24 protein-coding genes are annotated in these 19,633 nt (G+C 45.0%); 3 read left to right on the forward strand and 21 right to left on the reverse strand.

The genetic code is table 11. From position 1 onward, the window contains the following. Positions 1-99: 99 nt before the first annotated feature. Positions 100-1,869: a family 43 glycosylhydrolase gene (locus DET62_RS08855; protein ID WP_110014192.1), complete on the forward strand. Its 1,770-nt coding sequence runs from the start codon at positions 100-102 to the stop codon at positions 1,867-1,869. A 107-nt stretch (positions 1,870-1,976) separates the two neighbouring features. Further along, positions 1,977-4,820, forward strand: coding sequence for a TonB-dependent receptor (locus DET62_RS08860; RefSeq protein ID WP_110014193.1), 2,844 nt, complete (start codon positions 1,977-1,979; stop codon positions 4,818-4,820). Positions 4,821-4,891: 71 nt separating this feature from the next. Here DET62_RS08860 and DET62_RS08865 read toward each other — a convergent pair whose 3' ends face one another. The 13 genes from DET62_RS08865 to DET62_RS08925 form a co-directional block, all read right to left on the reverse strand. Further along, positions 4,892-5,314, reverse strand: coding sequence for an NUDIX hydrolase (locus DET62_RS08865; RefSeq protein ID WP_034818820.1), 423 nt, complete (start codon positions 5,312-5,314; stop codon positions 4,892-4,894). A gap of 38 nt (positions 5,315-5,352) precedes the next feature. Beyond that, complete coding sequence (locus tag DET62_RS08870; RefSeq protein WP_110014194.1) at positions 5,353-5,757, reverse strand: hypothetical protein; 405 nt, start codon at positions 5,755-5,757, stop codon at positions 5,353-5,355. Positions 5,758-5,928: 171 nt separating this feature from the next. Further along, entirely contained in the window at positions 5,929-6,699 is a 771-nt protein-coding gene (locus DET62_RS08875) for a metallophosphoesterase (protein WP_243833597.1), read from the reverse strand. Positions 6,700-6,914: 215 nt separating this feature from the next. Beyond that, on the reverse strand, positions 6,915-7,448 hold the full coding sequence (locus tag DET62_RS08880; RefSeq protein WP_110014196.1) for a DinB family protein: 534 nt from the start codon (positions 7,446-7,448) through the stop codon (positions 6,915-6,917). A gap of 52 nt (positions 7,449-7,500) precedes the next feature. Next, positions 7,501-8,127: an FMN-binding negative transcriptional regulator gene (locus tag DET62_RS08885; RefSeq protein ID WP_110014197.1), complete on the reverse strand. Its 627-nt coding sequence runs from the start codon at positions 8,125-8,127 to the stop codon at positions 7,501-7,503. A 20-nt stretch (positions 8,128-8,147) separates the two neighbouring features. Beyond that, complete coding sequence (locus tag DET62_RS08890; protein WP_011233564.1) at positions 8,148-8,450, reverse strand: DNA-binding transcriptional regulator; 303 nt, start codon at positions 8,448-8,450, stop codon at positions 8,148-8,150. Beyond that, positions 8,447-8,827 carry a type II toxin-antitoxin system RelE/ParE family toxin gene (locus tag DET62_RS08895; RefSeq protein WP_110014198.1) on the reverse strand — a complete coding sequence of 127 codons (381 nt, stop codon included), beginning with the start codon at positions 8,825-8,827 and terminating at the stop codon, positions 8,447-8,449. Before DET62_RS08895 ends, DET62_RS08890 begins: the two co-directional genes overlap by 4 nt. A gap of 181 nt (positions 8,828-9,008) precedes the next feature. Then, positions 9,009-10,058 carry a biotin/lipoate A/B protein ligase family protein gene (locus DET62_RS08900; RefSeq protein WP_110014199.1) on the reverse strand — a complete coding sequence of 350 codons (1,050 nt, stop codon included), beginning with the start codon at positions 10,056-10,058 and terminating at the stop codon, positions 9,009-9,011. Positions 10,059-10,135: 77 nt separating this feature from the next. Further along, the gene (locus DET62_RS08905; protein WP_110014200.1) at positions 10,136-10,804 is read right to left on the reverse strand and encodes a YoaK family protein; all 669 of its coding nucleotides are present in this window, start codon (positions 10,802-10,804) and stop codon (positions 10,136-10,138) included. A 10-nt stretch (positions 10,805-10,814) separates the two neighbouring features. Beyond that, on the reverse strand, positions 10,815-12,017 hold the full coding sequence (locus DET62_RS08910) for a diguanylate cyclase (RefSeq protein WP_110014201.1): 1,203 nt from the start codon (positions 12,015-12,017) through the stop codon (positions 10,815-10,817). 281 nt (positions 12,018-12,298) lie between these two features. Then, positions 12,299-12,739, reverse strand: coding sequence for a hypothetical protein (locus tag DET62_RS08915; RefSeq protein ID WP_110014202.1), 441 nt, complete (start codon positions 12,737-12,739; stop codon positions 12,299-12,301). Between the two features lies 1 nt (position 12,740). Further along, entirely contained in the window at positions 12,741-13,640 is a 900-nt protein-coding gene (locus tag DET62_RS08920) for a lipid kinase (protein ID WP_110014203.1), read from the reverse strand. 78 nt (positions 13,641-13,718) lie between these two features. Continuing rightward, positions 13,719-14,831 carry a DUF4241 domain-containing protein gene (locus DET62_RS08925; RefSeq protein ID WP_110014204.1) on the reverse strand — a complete coding sequence of 371 codons (1,113 nt, stop codon included), beginning with the start codon at positions 14,829-14,831 and terminating at the stop codon, positions 13,719-13,721. Between the two features lie 117 nt (positions 14,832-14,948). Here DET62_RS08925 and DET62_RS08930 point away from each other — a divergent pair, with 117 nt between their 5' ends. Continuing rightward, positions 14,949-15,773: a hypothetical protein gene (locus DET62_RS08930; RefSeq protein WP_110014205.1), complete on the forward strand. Its 825-nt coding sequence runs from the start codon at positions 14,949-14,951 to the stop codon at positions 15,771-15,773. A gap of 83 nt (positions 15,774-15,856) precedes the next feature. Here DET62_RS08930 and DET62_RS08935 read toward each other — a convergent pair whose 3' ends face one another. From DET62_RS08935 to DET62_RS08970, 8 genes are all read right to left on the reverse strand, one after another. Continuing rightward, positions 15,857-16,411 (reverse strand): YaeQ family protein, encoded by a 555-nt coding sequence (locus DET62_RS08935; RefSeq protein ID WP_110014206.1) that lies wholly within the window; start codon positions 16,409-16,411, stop codon positions 15,857-15,859. Between the two features lie 49 nt (positions 16,412-16,460). Beyond that, positions 16,461-16,841 (reverse strand): hypothetical protein, encoded by a 381-nt coding sequence (locus DET62_RS08940; protein WP_034818865.1) that lies wholly within the window; start codon positions 16,839-16,841, stop codon positions 16,461-16,463. A gap of 102 nt (positions 16,842-16,943) precedes the next feature. Continuing rightward, complete coding sequence (locus DET62_RS08945) at positions 16,944-17,318, reverse strand: hypothetical protein (RefSeq protein ID WP_034818867.1); 375 nt, start codon at positions 17,316-17,318, stop codon at positions 16,944-16,946. A 91-nt stretch (positions 17,319-17,409) separates the two neighbouring features. Then, on the reverse strand, positions 17,410-17,808 hold the full coding sequence (locus tag DET62_RS08950) for a hypothetical protein (protein ID WP_034818869.1): 399 nt from the start codon (positions 17,806-17,808) through the stop codon (positions 17,410-17,412). Between the two features lie 109 nt (positions 17,809-17,917). Beyond that, positions 17,918-18,283, reverse strand: coding sequence for a hypothetical protein (locus tag DET62_RS08955; protein ID WP_034818871.1), 366 nt, complete (start codon positions 18,281-18,283; stop codon positions 17,918-17,920). A gap of 107 nt (positions 18,284-18,390) precedes the next feature. Further along, on the reverse strand, positions 18,391-18,795 hold the full coding sequence (locus DET62_RS08960; protein WP_110014207.1) for a DUF1801 domain-containing protein: 405 nt from the start codon (positions 18,793-18,795) through the stop codon (positions 18,391-18,393). Positions 18,796-18,862: 67 nt separating this feature from the next. Further along, positions 18,863-19,066 carry a hypothetical protein gene (locus tag DET62_RS08965; RefSeq protein WP_227016364.1) on the reverse strand — a complete coding sequence of 68 codons (204 nt, stop codon included), beginning with the start codon at positions 19,064-19,066 and terminating at the stop codon, positions 18,863-18,865. Between the two features lie 131 nt (positions 19,067-19,197). Further along, positions 19,198-19,614 (reverse strand): GFA family protein, encoded by a 417-nt coding sequence (locus tag DET62_RS08970; protein WP_034818878.1) that lies wholly within the window; start codon positions 19,612-19,614, stop codon positions 19,198-19,200. Positions 19,615-19,633: the final 19 nt, after the last annotated feature.

The following is a 19,633-nucleotide window of genomic DNA, read 5'->3' on the forward strand; positions in this document are numbered from 1 at the left end:
ACACTCAACCGTAATATAGTAATACAAATACAGTTAACGTGAACGTCAACCTCATTAGCCGAGTGTTAATAAACGAATAAGAATAAGGCAGACGAGAATATGGCTTTAGGTAAGTTTTCATCATTGAAGTTAAAAGCATTGGTCATCGCAGGTTTCCTGCTGCCAGCTTTTGGCACTTACGCCGAAGAAAGTGCATCTGACACTTTTACAAACCCAATTTACGAAAACGGCGCAGACCCCTGGCTGGAGTACTTTGATGGTAACTATTACCTGACAACGACCACCTGGACGTCTCAGCTCGTCATGCGTAAATCCCCAACTTTAGCCGGTCTGGCCGACGCCGAGCCGGTTTACCTTTGGTCAGAAACAAGCGCTGAACGTTGCTGTAACTTTTGGGCATACGAATTTCATCGGTTAGAGGGTCCCGACGGTTACCGTTGGTACATGATGTTTACTTCTGGCCGTCAGGAAGATCTTGGCGGACAACACTTAACGGTACTCGAAAGTGCCGGTGATGATCCCATGGGTCCTTACACGCTTAAAGGCTCACCTATGCCTGACAGCTGGAACATTGACGGAAACTATCTACAGTACGACGACAAACTGTACTTACTGTGGTCCGAATGGGTAAACGCCGGCCAGGAAGACGAAGCTCAGTTGAACTGGATTGCTGAAATGGAAAACCCGTGGACCATAACCGGCGAGCGCAAGGTATTAACCCGCCCGGAATACGACTGGGAGCGCTCTGGTCGCCCAGTAACTGAAGGAGCCGAAACCTTACAGAAAGACGGCAGAACCTTTGTTATTTACTCTGCCAGTTATTGCGACACGCCGGACTATAAGTTGGGGCTTATCGAACTAACCGGGAGCGACCCTCTGAATCCAGACCATTGGGAGAAAAACCCAGAACCCGTTTTTGAACGCGGCAATGGTGTGTATGGTCCCGGACATAACGGCTTCTTTTCTTCTCCTGACGGTACCGAAGACTGGATCATATACCACGGCAACAGCAAAGAAACGGATGGGTGCAGCGCGACTCGCTCATTGCGGGCACAACCATTTACCTGGAACGACGATGGAACCCCGAACTTTGGCGAGCCTGTATCGGCAGGAGAACCCATAAAAGTACCTTCAGGCGAAGACGGTCCATTCAAGGTGACTCCACAAGGCACCTCTTTTGTTATTCGTAATGCTGCAGATAACCAATGTTTGGCTGATGCTGATTCGACAGCTGAATGCACCAACGAGAACCAGTGGGTTATTGACCCAGTTGGTCACGGTGAGTTTCGTCTGGCTAATGCTGAAGGTGAGTTTCTGACAGCAGCCAAATGCGGCACTGATAATAGTGCCTGGGAAAATAAAAGTTGCCAGAAATGGCAAGTCAGCACCGACGACAATGGCTACTTGTCCTTCACCAACCTTGAATCGGACGAGACATTGCAGGGCCAGTGGCAGTTAAGCACGAATGAGCCGGTCGTAATGCAGAGTCGTCAAAGCGGCAAAGTTGCCAGCCTGAAAAACAACACATTAGTACAACAGAATTGGATGAATGAGACTTCGCAACACTGGCATATTCGCAACGCCGAACACGGCTTTGTAAATCTGGTTAATACAGCAAACGAAAAGTGTCTGGCTATTGAAAATAACTCACTAGCCGCCGGTGCAACTGTCACCACAGGTGAGTGTGCGAGTGATGCTGGTCAGTGGAAACTACAACTTCATAGCAGCGGCGCTATGGAAGTTATTTCACGTCACTCTGGTTTAACGCTCGATTTAGCAAGCTGCGGACTTAAGGAGGGGATGTCCATTAACCAGGCTCCCGCTAATGACACCTTATGTCAGCATTTTTTTATAAGACAAGTGCAGTAGAACAATAACTTATAGCAGTAAGGTTACCTTCGGGTTTTATTCGAATAATAAACGCCACTATCAATAAAACAAAAAAAGTTAGCGGCAAGATAGGAAGGGAAATTTTCATGTTTAAGAAAAAATTACTAGCAACGTCAATTATGCTGGCTTTAATGCCAGGAATGGCTTTAGCCCAGCAACAAGCTGAAGACGAAAATGCGGCGCAACAAGAAGAATCCACTGATGCTATGGAAGTAATTCAGGTATCAGGCATACGTGGCAGTTTGAATCAGGCATTAGCTGAAAAGCGCGGCAGTGTGCAAATTGTCGATGCAATTATTGCTGAAGATATCGGTAAATTCCCTGATAACAACGTAGTTGAGGCATTGCAGCGTGTAACCGGTGTGCAAACTACAGGGCGTGGTGCGGGCGAAGTTAGCACTGTGTCAATCCGCGGCTTAACTGATGTGCATACGACAGTGAACGGCCGTAATATTTTTACCGGTGCGGGTCGAGACGTCTCACTACAAGATATTCCTGCCAGTTTACTATCGGGTGTTACCGTTTATAAAACCCGTTCAGCGGCGCACGTTGAACGTGGTATTGCAGGTTCAATTGACATAAAAACTCATCGCCCATTCGACTTCGATGACGGAAAGTTTGTTTTAGCGGCCCGAGGTATTTATTCAGATCAACCGGATGAAATCGATCCCAATATCAGTGCACTGGTCAGTGATCGCTGGGAGATTGATGGTGCAGGCGAGTTCGGGGCACTGCTTAATGTGTCTTACGCAGAAACTCATTACCGCGATGACACTATTACTGCAGGCGCAGCATTTCCATTTTTTACCGATCAACCAGCAACAGGTTATTCGCCTTACTCACGTATTCCCAATAGAGATTCACAAGATAATCTGATTTGGCAGGGTGGCCGAGAAAGCGGATTGCCAACAGCACCGGGGTCAACGCTCGATGTTAATGGTGTACCGACAGAGTATTTACTAGCCCGTGATGCCATATTTGGTACTTCTTTTACAGGTCTAAGAAAACGTCCGGCAGCTTCTGTTTCATTACAATGGGCACTTGATGAGACACTAGAGATTACAGCGGAAGGTTTTTATACCGGGTATGAAAATAACTCTCAAAATGCTTTATGGTTTTCAAACACTTTTGAAAACGGTAATGGCACTATTGATACGCCAGTCGTTTTTGATGGCACTAACGTAGTCAAAGAAAAGCAAGCGATTGGTGCGGGTGGTTTTCAAAGTGGTGACTCTAACGCAGAAAAAACGGATAGTTACCTATATGCCTTAGGTGCCGAGTGGCTACCCAACGATTACTTGACTATTAACTCTGAAATTGTGTACCAGGAAAGTGAGTATGAAAGTGACTTTTTTGCTATGCGTTTTGACCGTGTAGCGCCAGGCCTGGATGTTGATTTCAATGATAATGATGGCATGCCTGGCATCTCATTTTGGGATGACCCGAATACTGCTGTAAACGAAGCCGATATGGCGGCGGTTGAGAACTGGAACGCGGGCACTCTCTATGATAACGGCGACGGTAACCGGGGTGACTCTTTAGCCTTTACCTTTGATGCCGAGTATTTAGTTGGTAATGCCTACATTAATAAAGTGACGTTTGGTGGGCGTTATGAAGACCGTACAGCTGAAGCCTTTACTCGTACTCAAGAAAGTGGAATTGCAAATACATCGGTAGCCAGTTTAATTGAACAACTGGAAGCCGGTGGTGCATCGGGCGATGGTTCGGGCGTAGTGTACCAAGTTGATGACTACCTCGATGGGCGTGCCGATGTATTCGACAGCTTTATTACTTCGGATGGCGGCTACTTACTTGAGAATGCCAGTGTAATACGCGATATTTATGGGCTCGAAGCCGAAGATGTCTATAAAACCTTTGATATTCAAGAAGAATCTTATGCGTTATACGCTACGACAAATTTCTTCTTAACAGAGAATATCAGTGGTGAAGTTGGCGTCCGTTACGTTAAATATAAACAAGATATGGCGTTTACAGCTGAAACGGGCACAAATACTAATGTGTTTGAGTCAAGTTCAGCTAAAGCTGAGGCGAGCAAAATACTGCCTAGTTTAATGTTAAACTGGAATATTACTGACGATGTTGTTGGTCGTGTTGCTTATACCGAAACTCTACGTATGCCTGCCTTTGCTGACTTAAACGCACTGCAGTACTGGACTGACCCGCTCACCGAAGGTGCTACTTATGGTGAAGGCACCGGCGGTAATCCGGATCTTGAACCGACCGAATCGAAAAACTACGATTTATCATTAGAGTGGTATTTTGCAGATTCCAGTTCAATTTATGGTGCTTACTTTAAGCGGGAAATAGAGGGGCTTGTAGTTCCTGGCCGTAAAACCGTTGTTCGTGAAGGTAATGATGGTGTAACCCGTCCTTATGTTTTAAGTGCACCTGTAAATGCGTCTAATGGCGAGTTGTCTGGCTTTGAATTAGGGGCTGTTTATTTCCCTGAAAACTTACCCTCTATGCTCGACGGGTTAGGCGTACAGGCCAGCTTCACTTTGCTTGATTCGTCACAAGATACCCCGGATTATGATGAAGAAGGTAATATCTCTAATTATATTGACTCGAACATGGCTGGTGTTTCAGATGAATCATACAGCATTGTCGGTATTTACGAGCGTGACTCGTTCGACATGCGTTTATCCTATGTATGGCGTTCAGAGTTCTACACGGGCAATGAAGCAGCTATATTCGCTAACCCATTACAATTTTGGAATCGTCCAGAACAAAGTTTAGATTTCCAATTTAGCTACGACGTTACCGATGATTTTGTAGTTACATTTGATGCAACTAATATTCTTGATGACGTTTACCAGAGCTATTACGGCGAAGGAAACGATAATCTGTTCAACTTTAGTAACGCTATTTACTCACGCACATTTGCATTGGGCGTGCGTTACTCGTTCTAATTTAGATTACGGAATAAGCCAGCTAAAACAAAAAAGCTACCAATAATTGGTAGCTTTTTTTGCTCTGCTGCTCAAGCTTTTGAGTTGCTTGTTAGCGGGGGTGTATAACCCTGGCTGATAAGCGTCGCTAACGGCGGGAATAACGGCTGCGGAAGCTCATTCCAGTCAAACCAGTCCCAACCTTCACACTTATCCGGTTCCAGAGTTTTAGCTTCTCCGTTCAAAGGCTCCGCCAGCGCAAAAATGGTTACATAGTGCTTATTATCTGCCTGAAACACATTGTTGGTGAAAGGCCCGCTCCGAACACTCGACAGTTCAAGCCCGGTTTCTTCCAGAACTTCACGTCGTGCACAGTCTTCAATCGACTCGCCAAATTCAAGATGTCCGCCTGGCGCAGACCAGGTACCAGCACCGTGAGCGCCTTTCCTTTTACCCAGAAGTACACGACCATTTCGAATGATAAGAACACCCACTCCAACCTGCGGTGAAGACATAAATAAAACCTCCTTGTAGTTAATACGTTAGCTCGCCTTTATTCTTTCCAGAATAAATCAGCAGCGTCTTTCTCTCTTGCCATCGCCTGCATGTCCGGCATAACTTGCTTCCCCACAAATACGAATACATCCTCGTATACTGCGTTAACGACGTTCCAGCTTAATTCCGATTCACCGGCCAAAGCATATGGATGAAAACAAACCACTCTATCAGTAATTTTATTCGCAACTATTTCCAACCCCGCAAAATTACCGTTATCTTCACGGCGAGCAAAAACATAAACCTTTCCTGTGCCAGCTCCTCCTCCCCCAACACCTTCGGTAATAAATTCGTATTGGGAGTTCCTGTCCAACAAGGTCCAGGGAGCAAAGTTATGCAGGTTTTGGCTCATAAACCATCGCAAAGAGTTAGGTAGTTTTTCATCCATTTTGAAGTGTGTCATTACAATCCCTTGTGCGTTTAATGAGATAGTTGAACTTGTTTATATTATCGATACTTCAGGCACTTTGGGGAAGGTTTGCTTTATCTTTACAACTTATCAGAAAGGCTAGTTGATGGGCAAAAACATAGAGAATAGCCTGCCGGAAACTATTCCGACAGGCTTTTTAAAACATTATTTACCAGGGAGTTCAAACCGATATTCATGACGCGCCAGCGGTTTTTCAACGTCTACCTGGTAAGTTTCTACCAATACCTGTCCGTCATCAAAAATACTGAACACACGGAACATTGGCGTGTGACGGGTTTCGTCCGGTATTTTTGTGCGTTCCAGTGCGGGCATATGTAAATAATGAACACCGTCAATTTGCTTAGAGTGGTTAACTCGTTCCATATCCATATGCAAGTCGCCTGACAGCACTGCTGCTAAATTCGGTTGCGCAACAATGTCTTTAAACCCTTCATGCGTCACGCCTTTATCTGCATTTTCAGGGTACACACCCGTTTGTGCACCGTGAACAACAAGCAGTACAGGTTTCGGAGCCAAACGCTCTATTTGCTCCTTCATCCAGGCAATGCCCTCGTCGCCAAAATCCCGACCGAAATCCGGAGAAGCGAACACCAAAGCAACAGAGTCGCGCTCCAGAACATAGCTTGGTTTCTCTATGGAAATTTTACCGTCATTCCACAAGTTCGCATATTTCAGGTAGCGCTCTACAGTAGAGCCATGCTCCTCGTTGCCCATAATAGGATAGAACGGCAGGCTCAGGCGCTGCAGTACCGGTGTCACGTTTTCGTATTGAATCACCGTGCCTTTATGCGCAATGTCACCTACCCCGACAACAAAATCCATAGTGCCGTTTTCCGCCAATTTGTTTACATCATCAACCGCGGCTGACACACCCGGGAATTCCGCTTTAGGCTTAGGCTCTGCATCGCCTAGCACGGCAAACCTCAATACCAGATTATCATTGGAATGAGAGGACTCGGCACCAAAAGCGCTCGTTAAGGTCAGGCATACTAGCAGGGAAATAACAGATAAGACTCGGATCACGGACATATAGCGAAGCTCAATTGTTGTGGTTGAATCACGGAGGCGGATGCTATCGAATGAATGTGTCAGTGGCATGACGGTTTAATGACAGAAAACTTAACGCTTCGCTACTCGCCCGGAATAATAGCCAATAAATCAGTGACACCAACGTCGACACCGGCTTGTGAGAGTAACGTAGTGGTTTGCCCTCGGTGGTGTGTTTGATGGTTAAAAACATGAACCAGTAAACTAAAGAGCACCTTCTTAAACTCAATGCCTTTGGTGTTTTTGTAGGTGACTGTTTGTTGCAATTCGCCGTCCGTTACAACTTTTGATAGCGACAGAAATAGATTATCGAGATGTTGCCTGTATTCAGCCAGATCTTTTAGTTTTGGATGGAGAATGGTATTCAATGCCTGCGGCATAGATAGGCGGGACAGTGCGTCTAGTTCCTGGTGATGGCTTAAGTCGGTAGACATACGCTTTAACCAAATGGTATCAGCAACTGCCAGATGATTCAGTGTGCCTATTATAGAACCAAAGAATGCCCCCCGGTCCTCGCTGAGTTGCTCGTCAGATAACTGAGAGCATGCATCATAGAGTTTGAGATTCATCCATTGGTTATATTCGGCCATCAGACAAACATAACTGTTTTGTAGCACAGGAGTTTCTCCTTAGGTTTATTTATCTAGTAACCCAAACGGCCCGCTTTTGCTAACTAACGAATTTAGACATTGCACGGCTCTGCGGCTGCTCACTGCCTTCAAGACCTGCTTTAACTCCTGCTCTATTTCGTTCCGGCAAGTTCTGGCTCGCTTTCAATTTACCCGTCAGCGTTTCAATTTCTATCTCTATACCAACAATAGCCTTAACTAAGCGGTCGGTGAAATCCTCAGGAGCATCATCTACCTGCCAGGGCTCTTTCATTCCTGACTCATGCTGATCTGTTAGTTTCGCTAAATGTTGCTTCAGCCAAGTTGCATCTTCAACAACCCTAGCTTTACCTGCCGCATGCACAGCCAGATAATTCCAGGTTGGTACAACTCGCCCGGTTTCTGCTTTGGAGGGATACCACGAAGGAGAAACGTAACCGTCCGGCCCCTGAAAAACGGCTAACACGCGACCACCATTTTTAAGACGCTGCCATACCGGGTTATTACGTGCCACGTGACACTGAAGCGTTCCATGAGATTCGCCTTCTTCACAACTTAAATGAAAAGGAAGATGGTTTGCCTCAATGCCCTGATCATCGGCAACGATTAAAACACCAAAACCATAATCGCGAATATATTGGTGCAACTTTGCGTTGTCATCTTCCTCGAAATGCTTCGGTACGTACATTCTCAGGGTTCCAAATTAGTTTAAGCAATAACTTCTAAACCTTTTTTCTCGGCAATAGAAAGCATTTTAAGCGCCGCTCCGCGTGGCTTACTGTCGCCCTGCTCCCACTTCTTAACCAGTTTATCGCTGACATTCAGGTATTGTGCGAATACGGGCTGTGATAACTTATATTTCAGTCTAAGAGCTCTAACCTGTTCAGCGGAAAATTCATGGACAGTGGTCAAGCATAACGCATCAAATTTGCGCATCGTTGTCTTATCTATCACACCCGAGTTTTTCAGGCCCTTAGCCGTTTTATGAACAGACTTTAAAATATCACTCATAAATCACCTACCTCAATAAGCTCGCCCTCATTGACAAGCTTACATAACCGCTTTTCATCAAAGCTGATGAACATTCTAGCTAGCTCTTTTAAAGCAACCTTCTCTTTAGAACTGATATTAGTCTTTTTATTTTTCGCAAATATATAGAGAAAAAAGTACTTGTTACCTATAACAGCACCAACAATTGTTCTATATCCGCCGCGTTTTCCTTTATTGCTATAGGCAATACGCTTTTTATAAACATTACCGCCTAAGTCTGCATCAATAAGACCTTTACTCATTTCCTTGCAAGCATTAATCAGATCTTCGTCAGACATTGCTTCTTTTTTCATTAAAGAAGCAAATTCCTTTGTCTTATAAATCAAAGTATACTCCATTAGGGTATATTTTAAAAGCGTGCAAATACTCTAAACTAAACATAGCAATCTAGACAGTATGGAGCGCGGAGTTTTATGTCTGTAAAGAGAGTTTTTTTGTGTACGTAATGGCAAGGGTCAGCTCTGCAGCGCTAGCCAGGTTCTTAGCGGGACGGAAGGTAATTATAATAACTTCCCATGTTTAAGTTACCTTGTATAACCATTCTTCCGTTAAATATTTTGTTTCTACCAGAGCCCTTGCCGCGGATAACTCTTGCGGTAAATAGTCGTCGACCTGGGTTTGATAAGCCTGGGTAAACTGATTCATAAAAGCATCGATAATGGCGGTTCTGGTTAAGCCTGTCTGGCTACGCATAGGGTCAACTCGTTTATTGGCACTGGTAATCCCTTTATCCGAGAGTTTCTCACGGCCAGTACGTAATACCTGTAGCATTTTATTGGCGTCGATATCATAAGCGAGAGTCGCATGATGCACGACAACACCATTGGCAAAGCGTTTTTGTGCTGCTCCGCCTATTTTGCCTTGCGCAGAAGCTATATCATTTAGCGGTTTATAGTAGGCTTTGATACCAACCTCAGCTAACGCAGCCAAAACCCAGGCATCTAAAAACTCATAAGACTTTTCAATGCTCATACCATCGACTAATGAGGTGGGTACCGTTAATGAGTAAGTAATGCAATTACCGGGCTCCATGAACATAGCACCGCCACCTGTCGCCCGACGTACAACTTGGACATTGGCCTCTTTCGCGGCGGCCATATCCACTTCATTTTTTACTGACTGGAAAGAACCGATAACCACCACAGAATCGTCCCAGTCCCAAAATCTTAATGTTGGGCCTCGTAAACCTTTGGCAACTGAATCTGCTATCACTTCGTCTAACGCGGCATGTTCTGCTGCGGGCAGTGTTACTGGTGGAATAAGAGTAAATTGATGATCTAACCAGCTGCTCGCCTTACCTAAGGCACGTCGTACAGCTGTAGCAACAGCTTCGGCGGAAAAACCAAACATCATTACGTCTTCATCAAGTGCTTCATCAATTGCGGCAGCGAGCGTTTTATGGCTTGATGTTTCGGGTAGTCCGGTTAAAGCCTCATTGATTAAGTTTAGCGCAGAGTCAGGTTCTAAGAAAAAGTCGCCTGAAATACTGACCTCACTCAGACAACCATCTTCTAAATTAACATCAGCAACGACTAACTTACCGCCTGGTACTTTATATTCTCCGTGCATGACTTCCCCTAATTAATTCATTTCAGAATATTAACCCACCCAAGCTCCAGCGGCACATAGCCACCTTTTAGGCGAGTTTATTTATGCTGGCCTGATTTTCTATAATACACACGATACAAGAAAGCGAGCGCCAGACAAATAACGGCTGGTACTAACAACGCCTGGAACTGTAATAACATGAACAGATAGGCGCCGGATGTTCCTCCGGTAACAAAGCCGGCAATGATTAATCCAAACAATACCGCTTTTCTTTTATCGAAAGCTTTGCCGCGCATAACCGATCCAAACATAATGCCTAAGTCAGTAAAAATACCGGTGAGGTGCGTGGTCCGTACAATGGCACCGCTGTACGTCGTTGCCAGGGCATTCTGCATACCGCAGGCTAATGATGCGGTGAAATGACCGTAAAATGATCCTTCAGACAGTAAGTAAAACGAAGCAAATATCAGCAGTGATTCAGCTGCGAGAGCAATGTCGTAACGACGGCTTAACTTTAGCTGTGTGCCGTGCAATAGATATCCAGACAGACCGGCACCGACAAAAAACGAGAACAACACACCGGCCAAATGCAGCACCTCATCGAAAGAGCCCGATAGCATACTGGTACCAAACAAAGTGGCAGTACCTGAAACATGAGAAACCGCCTGGTGTTCAAAACCAAGCAAGCCAATAGCGTTTATACAGCCGGCGACAAACGCCAGCACAAACGCCCCATACTCAATCCATTTAGGTAATTTAGATATCAATGCTGATTACTCAAGAATCCATCCCCTCTCCAAACATCACCACCCTGTTTCTGCCTTCGCGCTTACCTTCATACAGCATGTTATCTGCACGTGTGATGAGGGCGTCCAGGTCATCATCTTCTCCGTGTGCTACTGCGATACCTATAGTAACACTCAAACGCAACTCACTTAATTCGTCGGTTAATGGCAGTGCTTCAACGTTCTCTTTGAGACGCTCGGCTATGGTTTGCGCTTCGCTGGGGCTGGTATGCGGCAGGCCTACGACGAACTCTTCACCACCAAAGCGTCCTATAACATCAGTGGGTCGCAGCGACTGTTCACAAACCTCGGCTATTTTCGTCAAAATTAAATCTCCGCGAGTATGACCCCAGGTATCATTAATGCGCTTAAAATGGTCTACGTCGATCATAAAGAGGCAAAACGGCGTTTTTTCCAACTGAGCTCGTTGCAATAAAGCTTCGGCCCGCTTCATAAAATGGCTTCGGCTATCCAGCCCCGTCAGAGCGTCCCGCTCAGCCACCATGCGCAATTGCGCTTCCAATGATTTTCGATGCTTTATTTCCTTGAGCAGATCACGGTTTTGATCACGCTCATCCTGAAGTAGTGCAAATTGCTTGCGCTGCAGAAACTCTATACGTAATAAAGCACAGTAGCCCACAATATTGGCCATAATCAGCAAAAGACTAACGCGAAGCACATTCTCTGAAGGAATTCCGGCATAAACTGCCGCTGCAGACAAAAATCCGACGGTTAAATAGAGGCTCGCTAACGCTGCCACTGTGAGCAGGTTTGGAATGAGAAGATAGAAAGCCATTATCGCAACCACCACTGCGGTTATCTGGGTGGAAATACTTTCCGGGCGCAACGGAACAATGAGAATAATGCCCGTTGCCAGAATCCATAGCGGCAAACTATGCAGCCAGGCGTTACGGGAATAACCACCCCAGCGCCCGATAGCGAAAGCCAGCACAAGACAAGAGCTCACCACGGCTATACGCATAGTAAGCAACCAATAAAACTCGCGGGTTAACCCCAGCAAGTTGTAATCAGTAATGCCAAACATGGCAACAACCACCGACACCAGAGGCAATGCAAGACGGGACTCGAAACGTACCCGCGCTTTAATGGAGTCGCGATACCGGGACTCTTTGCTGGAATCGAAAAACTGCCCCGTCAGCCAATGTATGTCGTATTGTTTTTGTTCTTGTGACAACGTCTTTCCCTGCCTAAACGGTAATTTTGTACATCCGGTATCTTCTAATTCTGACCTTTTATGCACCGTTTTGCAGTACTTTTTTACGCTCTCCTACACCTCAAACCCAAAAAACAACTTCATGTACTGAAAGAACCCAGGATTGGCGTAATCCTGCAAAGGTTCTCTGCTCACTTTTCTGCCGTGCAGATACAAACAAGGAATGCGTGAGCGGTAGGAATTTAGGTGTGAATGGTTCTGAATCGTAGGTTAGGTTATTTACCCGCTCGCCGTATTACATACTAATTTTTTAACGCCTGAATTGATTTTTTTGTGGCACTAAGGTTCTCAGCCAACGCGTCGAGTAGCTTCTGATACTCCGCCGAATTTTCGCCCAGTTTGGTACTATTTACCACAGATGCCAGCTCTTCATCTTCCTGCAGGCACTTATCCAAAATAGCGGTTTTAGAATCCGCAGAGAAAAATTGAGTGAGCTCCCCTTCAATTATTTGCATCAGCTCTTTATCAGGGTCGGGTTTAGCCGGCAGCTCGCCGAAGTCCTTAACGATATTTTCAAACGGCTCAATAAAGGAGGCTCTTTTACTGGCAATACTATCAAGCTCGTTGGCAAGGCTATCATCCTCGACCACCTTCGCTATTTCACGGTAGTAATCCTTTGTCTCAATGACGAGCTTCAGAATTTCCATGCTATCGGCCTGATTATCTGTGCGTAATATCGACATATTATTCCTTGTTTTTATTTGGCACTGGCATATCGCCAACAATAACTTCAATAGCTTTTGGGATCACTTCAAACTCAGCCGGTGTCTCTGTTTTAAACTCACCGTCGGCCTGAATCCGCTTAGGCCTGGAAGTTTTAACGCTAATTTTCCGGGCTTTTTTACAGACCACACGTTCTGCCTTTTCTAAATTACCATGACGGAAATTTACCCCCAGCAATAGCAACCGCCACCAACGTATTGGCTTCAAACAAAATAAGTTCAGTTGTCCATCCAGCAATGTGGAGTCATCATCGACAATATTCCCTCCACCATAAAAGCGCCCATTACCCACCGCCAGATGAATAGCTCTTACTGAGCCTTCCCAGTCATCGGCTTTTATAGCGACTTTAAAACTTTTATTACGCTTTACCACGCTGGTAAAGGCACCCAGATAAGCAAATACTCCGAAATACTTCTTCATTTCTGATGTCAGCTCGCGGGTCACCTCTACGCCTAAGCCAACATGAGCAACATTCACAAAGTAATTACCGTTCACCTTTGCCAGGTTTATGCGTTCCCGCTCGTCGTCAATGATAGCCTGTACGGCCGGGACAACGTCCTGTGGCAGCCCCAGCGACCGCGCAAAATCATTCGCCGTACCCATAGGTAAAATGGCTAAGGTTTGTTTGCTTTTATAAATTGACTCTAACGCAGAGCTGATAGTTCCATCGCCACCGGCAACAATAACTACACCATCTTGCTCACGGTAATTTTCGATGCAGGAAGCCATATGAGATGCACTCTCAGTAACGCAAACCTCTACCTCAATGCCGGAGTTTCTGAGCAAATCGATAGCTTCTGTTAGCACCTCAGAGTGACCATTCCGACTCTTCGGATTCACCACTAACAATGCATGTTGCAATGACTTACCTCTTCCTATTAAGCGCTGCTTCCAATATAAGCGGTTTGTTCAAAGGCTGCAAAGTACTGACAGAATATTTTAAATCGACTCATATGAGCCGTTTTCAGTTTCTTGTACAAGGATCATGAAATCAATGTACAGCGAGACCACTTCATCTTGCTCATTAACGCCCCAAAATGCGGGATAAGCGCCATCGCCAAAACCGCTGGTGCAAATAACGCAGTCATCTTGCCCTGTCATTGATAACAGCTCTGTTTTCCCCTCCAGAATCCATTCGTTAAAGAGTTTTTCTTTTCTCAAATGGCTTAATTCCAAAAGGTTCGCAACATCGAATATAGCCAAGTTCCCAGCGTCGACACCATAAACGCCATTACCGCTCGGTGTATTCGCTGCATACCATTTTACAGCCTGCTCGCTTTCACTTAGCTTTACCCGAATACCGGCAACCCGGTTATATGCTGTAACTGTTTCAACGAGATAGTCGCCGGGCTTTACCTTTCGCTGCAGCGGTTCAAACCGGTAAATATCATAGCCAAAATCTAGAATCCCGAGAATACCTGAGCTAATTTGGAGCTTTCCAACCTCTTCCAGTTTTGTCTCTCCTTCATCTAAATGCGGGATTGTGACACGCCGGTTTTGCTGAAAAAGAGTCTGTTCATTAAGGTTTAAATTCTCTTGTTTATTCATAAGCGGAGCAGCGGAGCTCGACATAGCAAGAATATCAGCATGTTGTTCAGGGGCAATAACCGGGCTTTTGGGAGGATGAAAAAGAGTATGTATCCGCGTTATTTTCCAGTCTTTTTCTGCATCTAACTTGAGCTCGTAGGCATGATAGTTTGAAGGCCTACCCTCATCCTGGCGCAGCTCGGTAAGCACTTGAGCAAAGTCGCCTTGAATATCACATTCAATGATTTTTTCGTTATTCGGGTCGTAGTCAGCGGGCCCAAACGAATTGTCAGACCCTGAACCACTGCCGGCAACAAAGTGAGCTTTATCGACAGCGGACATAAGATCACGCCAGTAGCCAAAATCAAACCCCTGACCGTTATTCTTTTCAGTCTCGCTTTTTGCCTCGGCTTGCAACCATTGTTCATACCAATGGGAAATAAACGACTTAACCCTCTCTTCAGGTGAATTCATTGGCTCGTCGTAACTACTCTGCTTCCCGACAACATTATTTGAATTCTGCATGTTTGATTTTGAACTCCAATTTCATCTGGCATCTTGTCTTAACGCTTTCTTAACTTTTACTTTCCACTACGCTATGTGAATATACATACTTACATTTTGTTTCGAAAGGATTTTGAAATGCCAACAAAGCTTTTTGGTCTTATTTTAATGAGTACAGTTTTAATCGGTTGCAACGACTCCGATTCAGAAACGGAAGTTAAAGAGACTCAGGTTCAGAGCAATGAAAGCCCTGCTGAACAGACGAATGCCGAGCCAGAAACCCGTACGATTAAAGTATCCGGCAAGGTTATATTTGAAGAGGGAGTCGGCAACGTGGAAGTCTGCGCCGATTTAAAAAGAACCCTCGCATGCAACTCAAAAGATCCTAAAACCACAACCAACCCCGACGGCAGTTACGAGCTCAGTTGGGAGTCCGAAGCTCCTCATCTAGGTTACAACTTAGTCGCATCCTGGCCCAGAGAGGACCCTTTACCTAAAATTACAGAAACAATGGCTCCGTATTGGGAAACCGTAGCCGTTGGAGCCCGCGACATCTACGACGGTGTTATCAACCCGCTGACCACAGCGGAACTTTCAGTAGAGCACGCGATGAGTATGCGAGATTACACCGATCAGGAACTGCAGGAAGGCCTCGACGAATTACGTGAAATTTATGCGGACATCTATGATTTGCCAGCTAACGAAGTTTATACCAAAGTAACTGAATCAGGCCGGTACGCGGACACAATGGCGATACAAAGCAGACTTGGCAGTCACACTATCGGTTTAGTCACTGACCCTTTAGCGCCAGCTCACGTAGCACGTAAGCTTAAAGACGAGATGCTGGATAAAGTCGACGCAGAAAACACCTCTGTTCAGCGGTACTTTATACGGAACTCCAAAGACATCAAAAAGCGAGTCCGCGAAACACTGATTGAACTTGGCTATCTGACTGAAAGTTAACGAAATGACGCTGCGCGGCTTTGGAGTGCATTCAAAGCCGCAACGAAGAACCACTGCACCACTTATTTGTAATGCCCATTAACCTACAGCGATGCCTCGGGCATTTCACCATGCCAACACTCAAGCGCAACAATCACCTGCTCATCACCATCACTGATATACAGCTGACCATCGCTTATCATTACGCCCCAGTGTGTTGAGCGATGTAATTTTTCAGCAATTTCCGCTAGCTCATTTTGCGGTAAAACAAACACATTCACGTTGGTTAAATGGGCAAACTTCGGTAGCACTTTTTCTCGCCACAAACGCGCATTGCCATACACAACTACAGACATCCTTGGTGCACGCCGACTGGCTTTGATAACCCGCGCAGCATCCGGTAGGCCAACATCAATCCAATGCTGAATTTCACCGGTGAGATCAATTTCCCAGAGTGCCGCTTCATCGGTATCGGATAACCCCCGGCCAAAGGCTAAATGCGGATGATAGAACATCGCATAAGCCAGTACTCGTGAGGCTAAACGCTGCTCTGTCTCGGATGGATGGCGTGCAACAGTAAATTTCACACTCTCGTAAACACCGCGATCAGTATCTGATATATCCAGTGAGATTTTATAAGGAGTTGCCTGTAATGCCATTTGGGTACCTAAGTGTTTCCATTTTCATGTTAATTATTTAAGCCATTGATTATAGGAGTATGAATGCCCATAAACTGCTTATGCTGAATACGATACCAACGGTTAAGCCAAACATAAGATACCAGTACGGTATAACCAATGCTTCTGTACCATTCTTCACTTCAGGTGACTTTGACACAAGATAAGAGCCGTACGCCCAGCCAAAAATATTATGCGCGACGTAAAGAGAAGGGATTAATATTTGGAGCTGTGAGAACTCTAGCGTAAAAACAGCAATAATAGAGGCAATAACCCATAAAAACTCAATAGTGGTTGTAAACGACTGTATTTTGTTTGTCCAGCAAACGCCTCTGGCTTTATATAAAACAACACCATCAACAATTACAGCCATTCCTACAAAGACGCTGACTAAAAAGTACAGCTCCATCATTTTTTAAACTCTCCTAACGCCCACCATGCCTGAGATCTTTAGCTGCTTGTTTATCGGTTCAAGAAAAGCGACAAGGTTGAAGCGAAGCCCTGCTTAGCCTTGTTATAAACTGACATTTTTACGCACATAGTTCCACGCACTAACGGCACACGCCGCACCGCATAGACCATAAAAACTAAGAAAAGCGGCTGATTGAAGGCCGAACGGTGTGCCAAACATTAACACTGGCGTGAGAGCACCCAATATAGCCCCAGAAACTAAATAAATCATAAAATAGGCATATTCTGAAAGCTGAGAATTCTGGCGAAGCTTAATTAATGGATACGCCAAAGCAAGGCACCAAAAAAGTGCGATAGGAAATGCCATTACACCAAATATTGTTGCTGCACCGCCAAACGCTGGCAGGCTAACTAAAATGAGTAGCATAGCCCCTACAAAAGCGGCTTGAATACTAGATATTATTACATGCTTCCACATTGCATTGCCTTTAGGTCATAGTTGGCCGACCATTCCGACAATATACGTTTGTGATAACCCTTCTTATGTGTGCTCATTGCTATACCACTTGTTAATTTTCAACTGCCGCTACTAACTTGCCGTCTATTGAAAGACTTCCGGCGCGAATTAAAATATCTCCAAACCAAACTGAACCATAAAATTTATTGTCCAGATACAATTCTTTGTTATAGCGACCAATAATTTCCAATTTGTGCTGATTTGATTGCGCGCCAAAAATAACAGTGTGCCGTAGTGGTGATGGTGACGTTTTACCTACCGTTGAAATTGGCAGCAACTCTTCACTGTATGGCTCTATGATTCTGATGGTTAGCCCGGGGTGATTCACATTGTATTCAACCCAGTCGCCCACTCTCTTGCCCGCATCTGCGCCTGTAAATCCAATCATGTTGGCGCAACCCGTTACAAAAAAAGCAATGCTTAAAATGCTCAATTTTAAAAACTTTTTCATAGAACCCTCTTAAAAACTAACGCCCCGCATAAACTGCGGCTAACACTTAGCTAAAATTAGCGAAGAATGAACACCAGCCAACTGTTAGGCCACCCTTTTGATGCGATTGTTATTTTCGCTTTTGTACAGTTTCGGCTCGCTCTTCAAATACAAAACCTAAAGTGTCAGCTATGGTGCCTACTGCAATTATCCCTTTAAGTGCCATTTCTTGATCGATACTGATATAGAGCTCCAGGTTATTTCCAAATGAACCTAGTCGATCATTGATTTCACCGTCATTAAAAACTCTAATAAATTTTCTACAGGGAGCAGATTTAAGGTTACTTGAATCCGTGCATTCTTGCGCATCTATCGCGAGCTTTTCGTAGCTATTAACTAATGCTTCAAGTTCTTCCTTGTTATCTATAGCATTTGCCATTGTGTTTAAGCTGAATGCAAAACAAGTTAAGGCAAATAATAAAGCTTTTGTTTTCAAACTGTTTCTCCAGAAATATAGCGGCCTACATAAACAACCGAGTGAAACGGGAACCGGGCAACCGAAGGGGGACGAATTTAATGGTTTTGTTGCGTATTTCCGTCATCTCAAGCTCCAAGCAGAGGACGGTGTTTCAAGCTATGGTACTTCAGCGCCATTTGAAGACAATGGCCTAGGGGCCCATCTTTGATATCGGCGTCCAGAGGTACAACGATCGCTCGTTTACCCTCATATTCAAACTCATCTCGATATATTTCCCTAAAGGTTTCGATCAATTTAGTCTGACAATGAAAATATACCTTTATAGAATCCGGACTCTTTGGCTTCCAATCCAAGCGAATCGCAGTGCCGCCTTTTACCAGGTAGCTGGCCTCGCCCCACTTAAGAGCTTCTTCAACTGTATCCAAATCGTTTTCTTCTGCGACGTCAAGAATGAGCTGACGAACGGCTATAAGCTGCTTCTTCGCCTTGTCAGGGTATGTCGAAAATTTATCCCTTATTTCAGGCTTCACGGAGCCTCCAGTTTCAATACACGTAACGCCGCGCACACGAGCGACTGGCCGCTAGTACAACACATTGTTAGGCAGTCTTACGACCTAGAATTGACCATTGCTGCCAAACACCTAAAGCAAAAAGCCCACCAATAGACAAACAGATACCTGAGCTAATTAACCAAAACGTTGGGCTATTTTCTGGGAACATTGGCATTAACCCTACAAAGAAAACACCACGCAGTAAGAATATTCCGGCAATAAGAATTAACGCTAACTTTGTAAAAGGCAAACGCTTAATGGCCCCCGCGCCCGATAAACCGTAAAACGCCTAAATTTAGCGCGGAAAGCCGCGCAGCGGGTTGATGTCGCAGCCAGCGCCTTTTGCCGGCGATAAGACTTGTTTGTTGGCACTCTTTGCTTCTACTTCTTAACTGCACGGCTTGGTTCATGCCCATTGTACCGAGGTAGTTCTGCATCAATATCATCCCAGTTTGCGCTAGAAGATACAAAATTGTGCGATATCGGCCTCTCCACAATATCAGTATCTAAAATGCCTAACCGTAAGCGTAATAGTTCTGGTGATTCGTCGTTACTGCTAAAAATTGGCGATGCACAGACGCTACAGAAATGCCGTTTCTTGCCAGGAGCAATTTCATAATAATTAATTTGCTCCTCGCCAGTTTTAATTAGGAGACCCGCTTTAGCTACAAAACCATTTGTCGCGTATGCAGTGCCACTGCTTTTTCTACACATTGAGCAATGGCAGTAAATAATTGAATCAATACCACCATGTACTTCTATTGTTACAGCACCGCACAAACAGCTACCCTGATACATTTTATTTCCTTATGTTAAA

This window comes from Idiomarina sp. H2 (assembly GCF_004364275.1).
Lineage (GTDB): Bacteria > Pseudomonadota > Gammaproteobacteria > Enterobacterales > Alteromonadaceae > Idiomarina > Idiomarina loihiensis.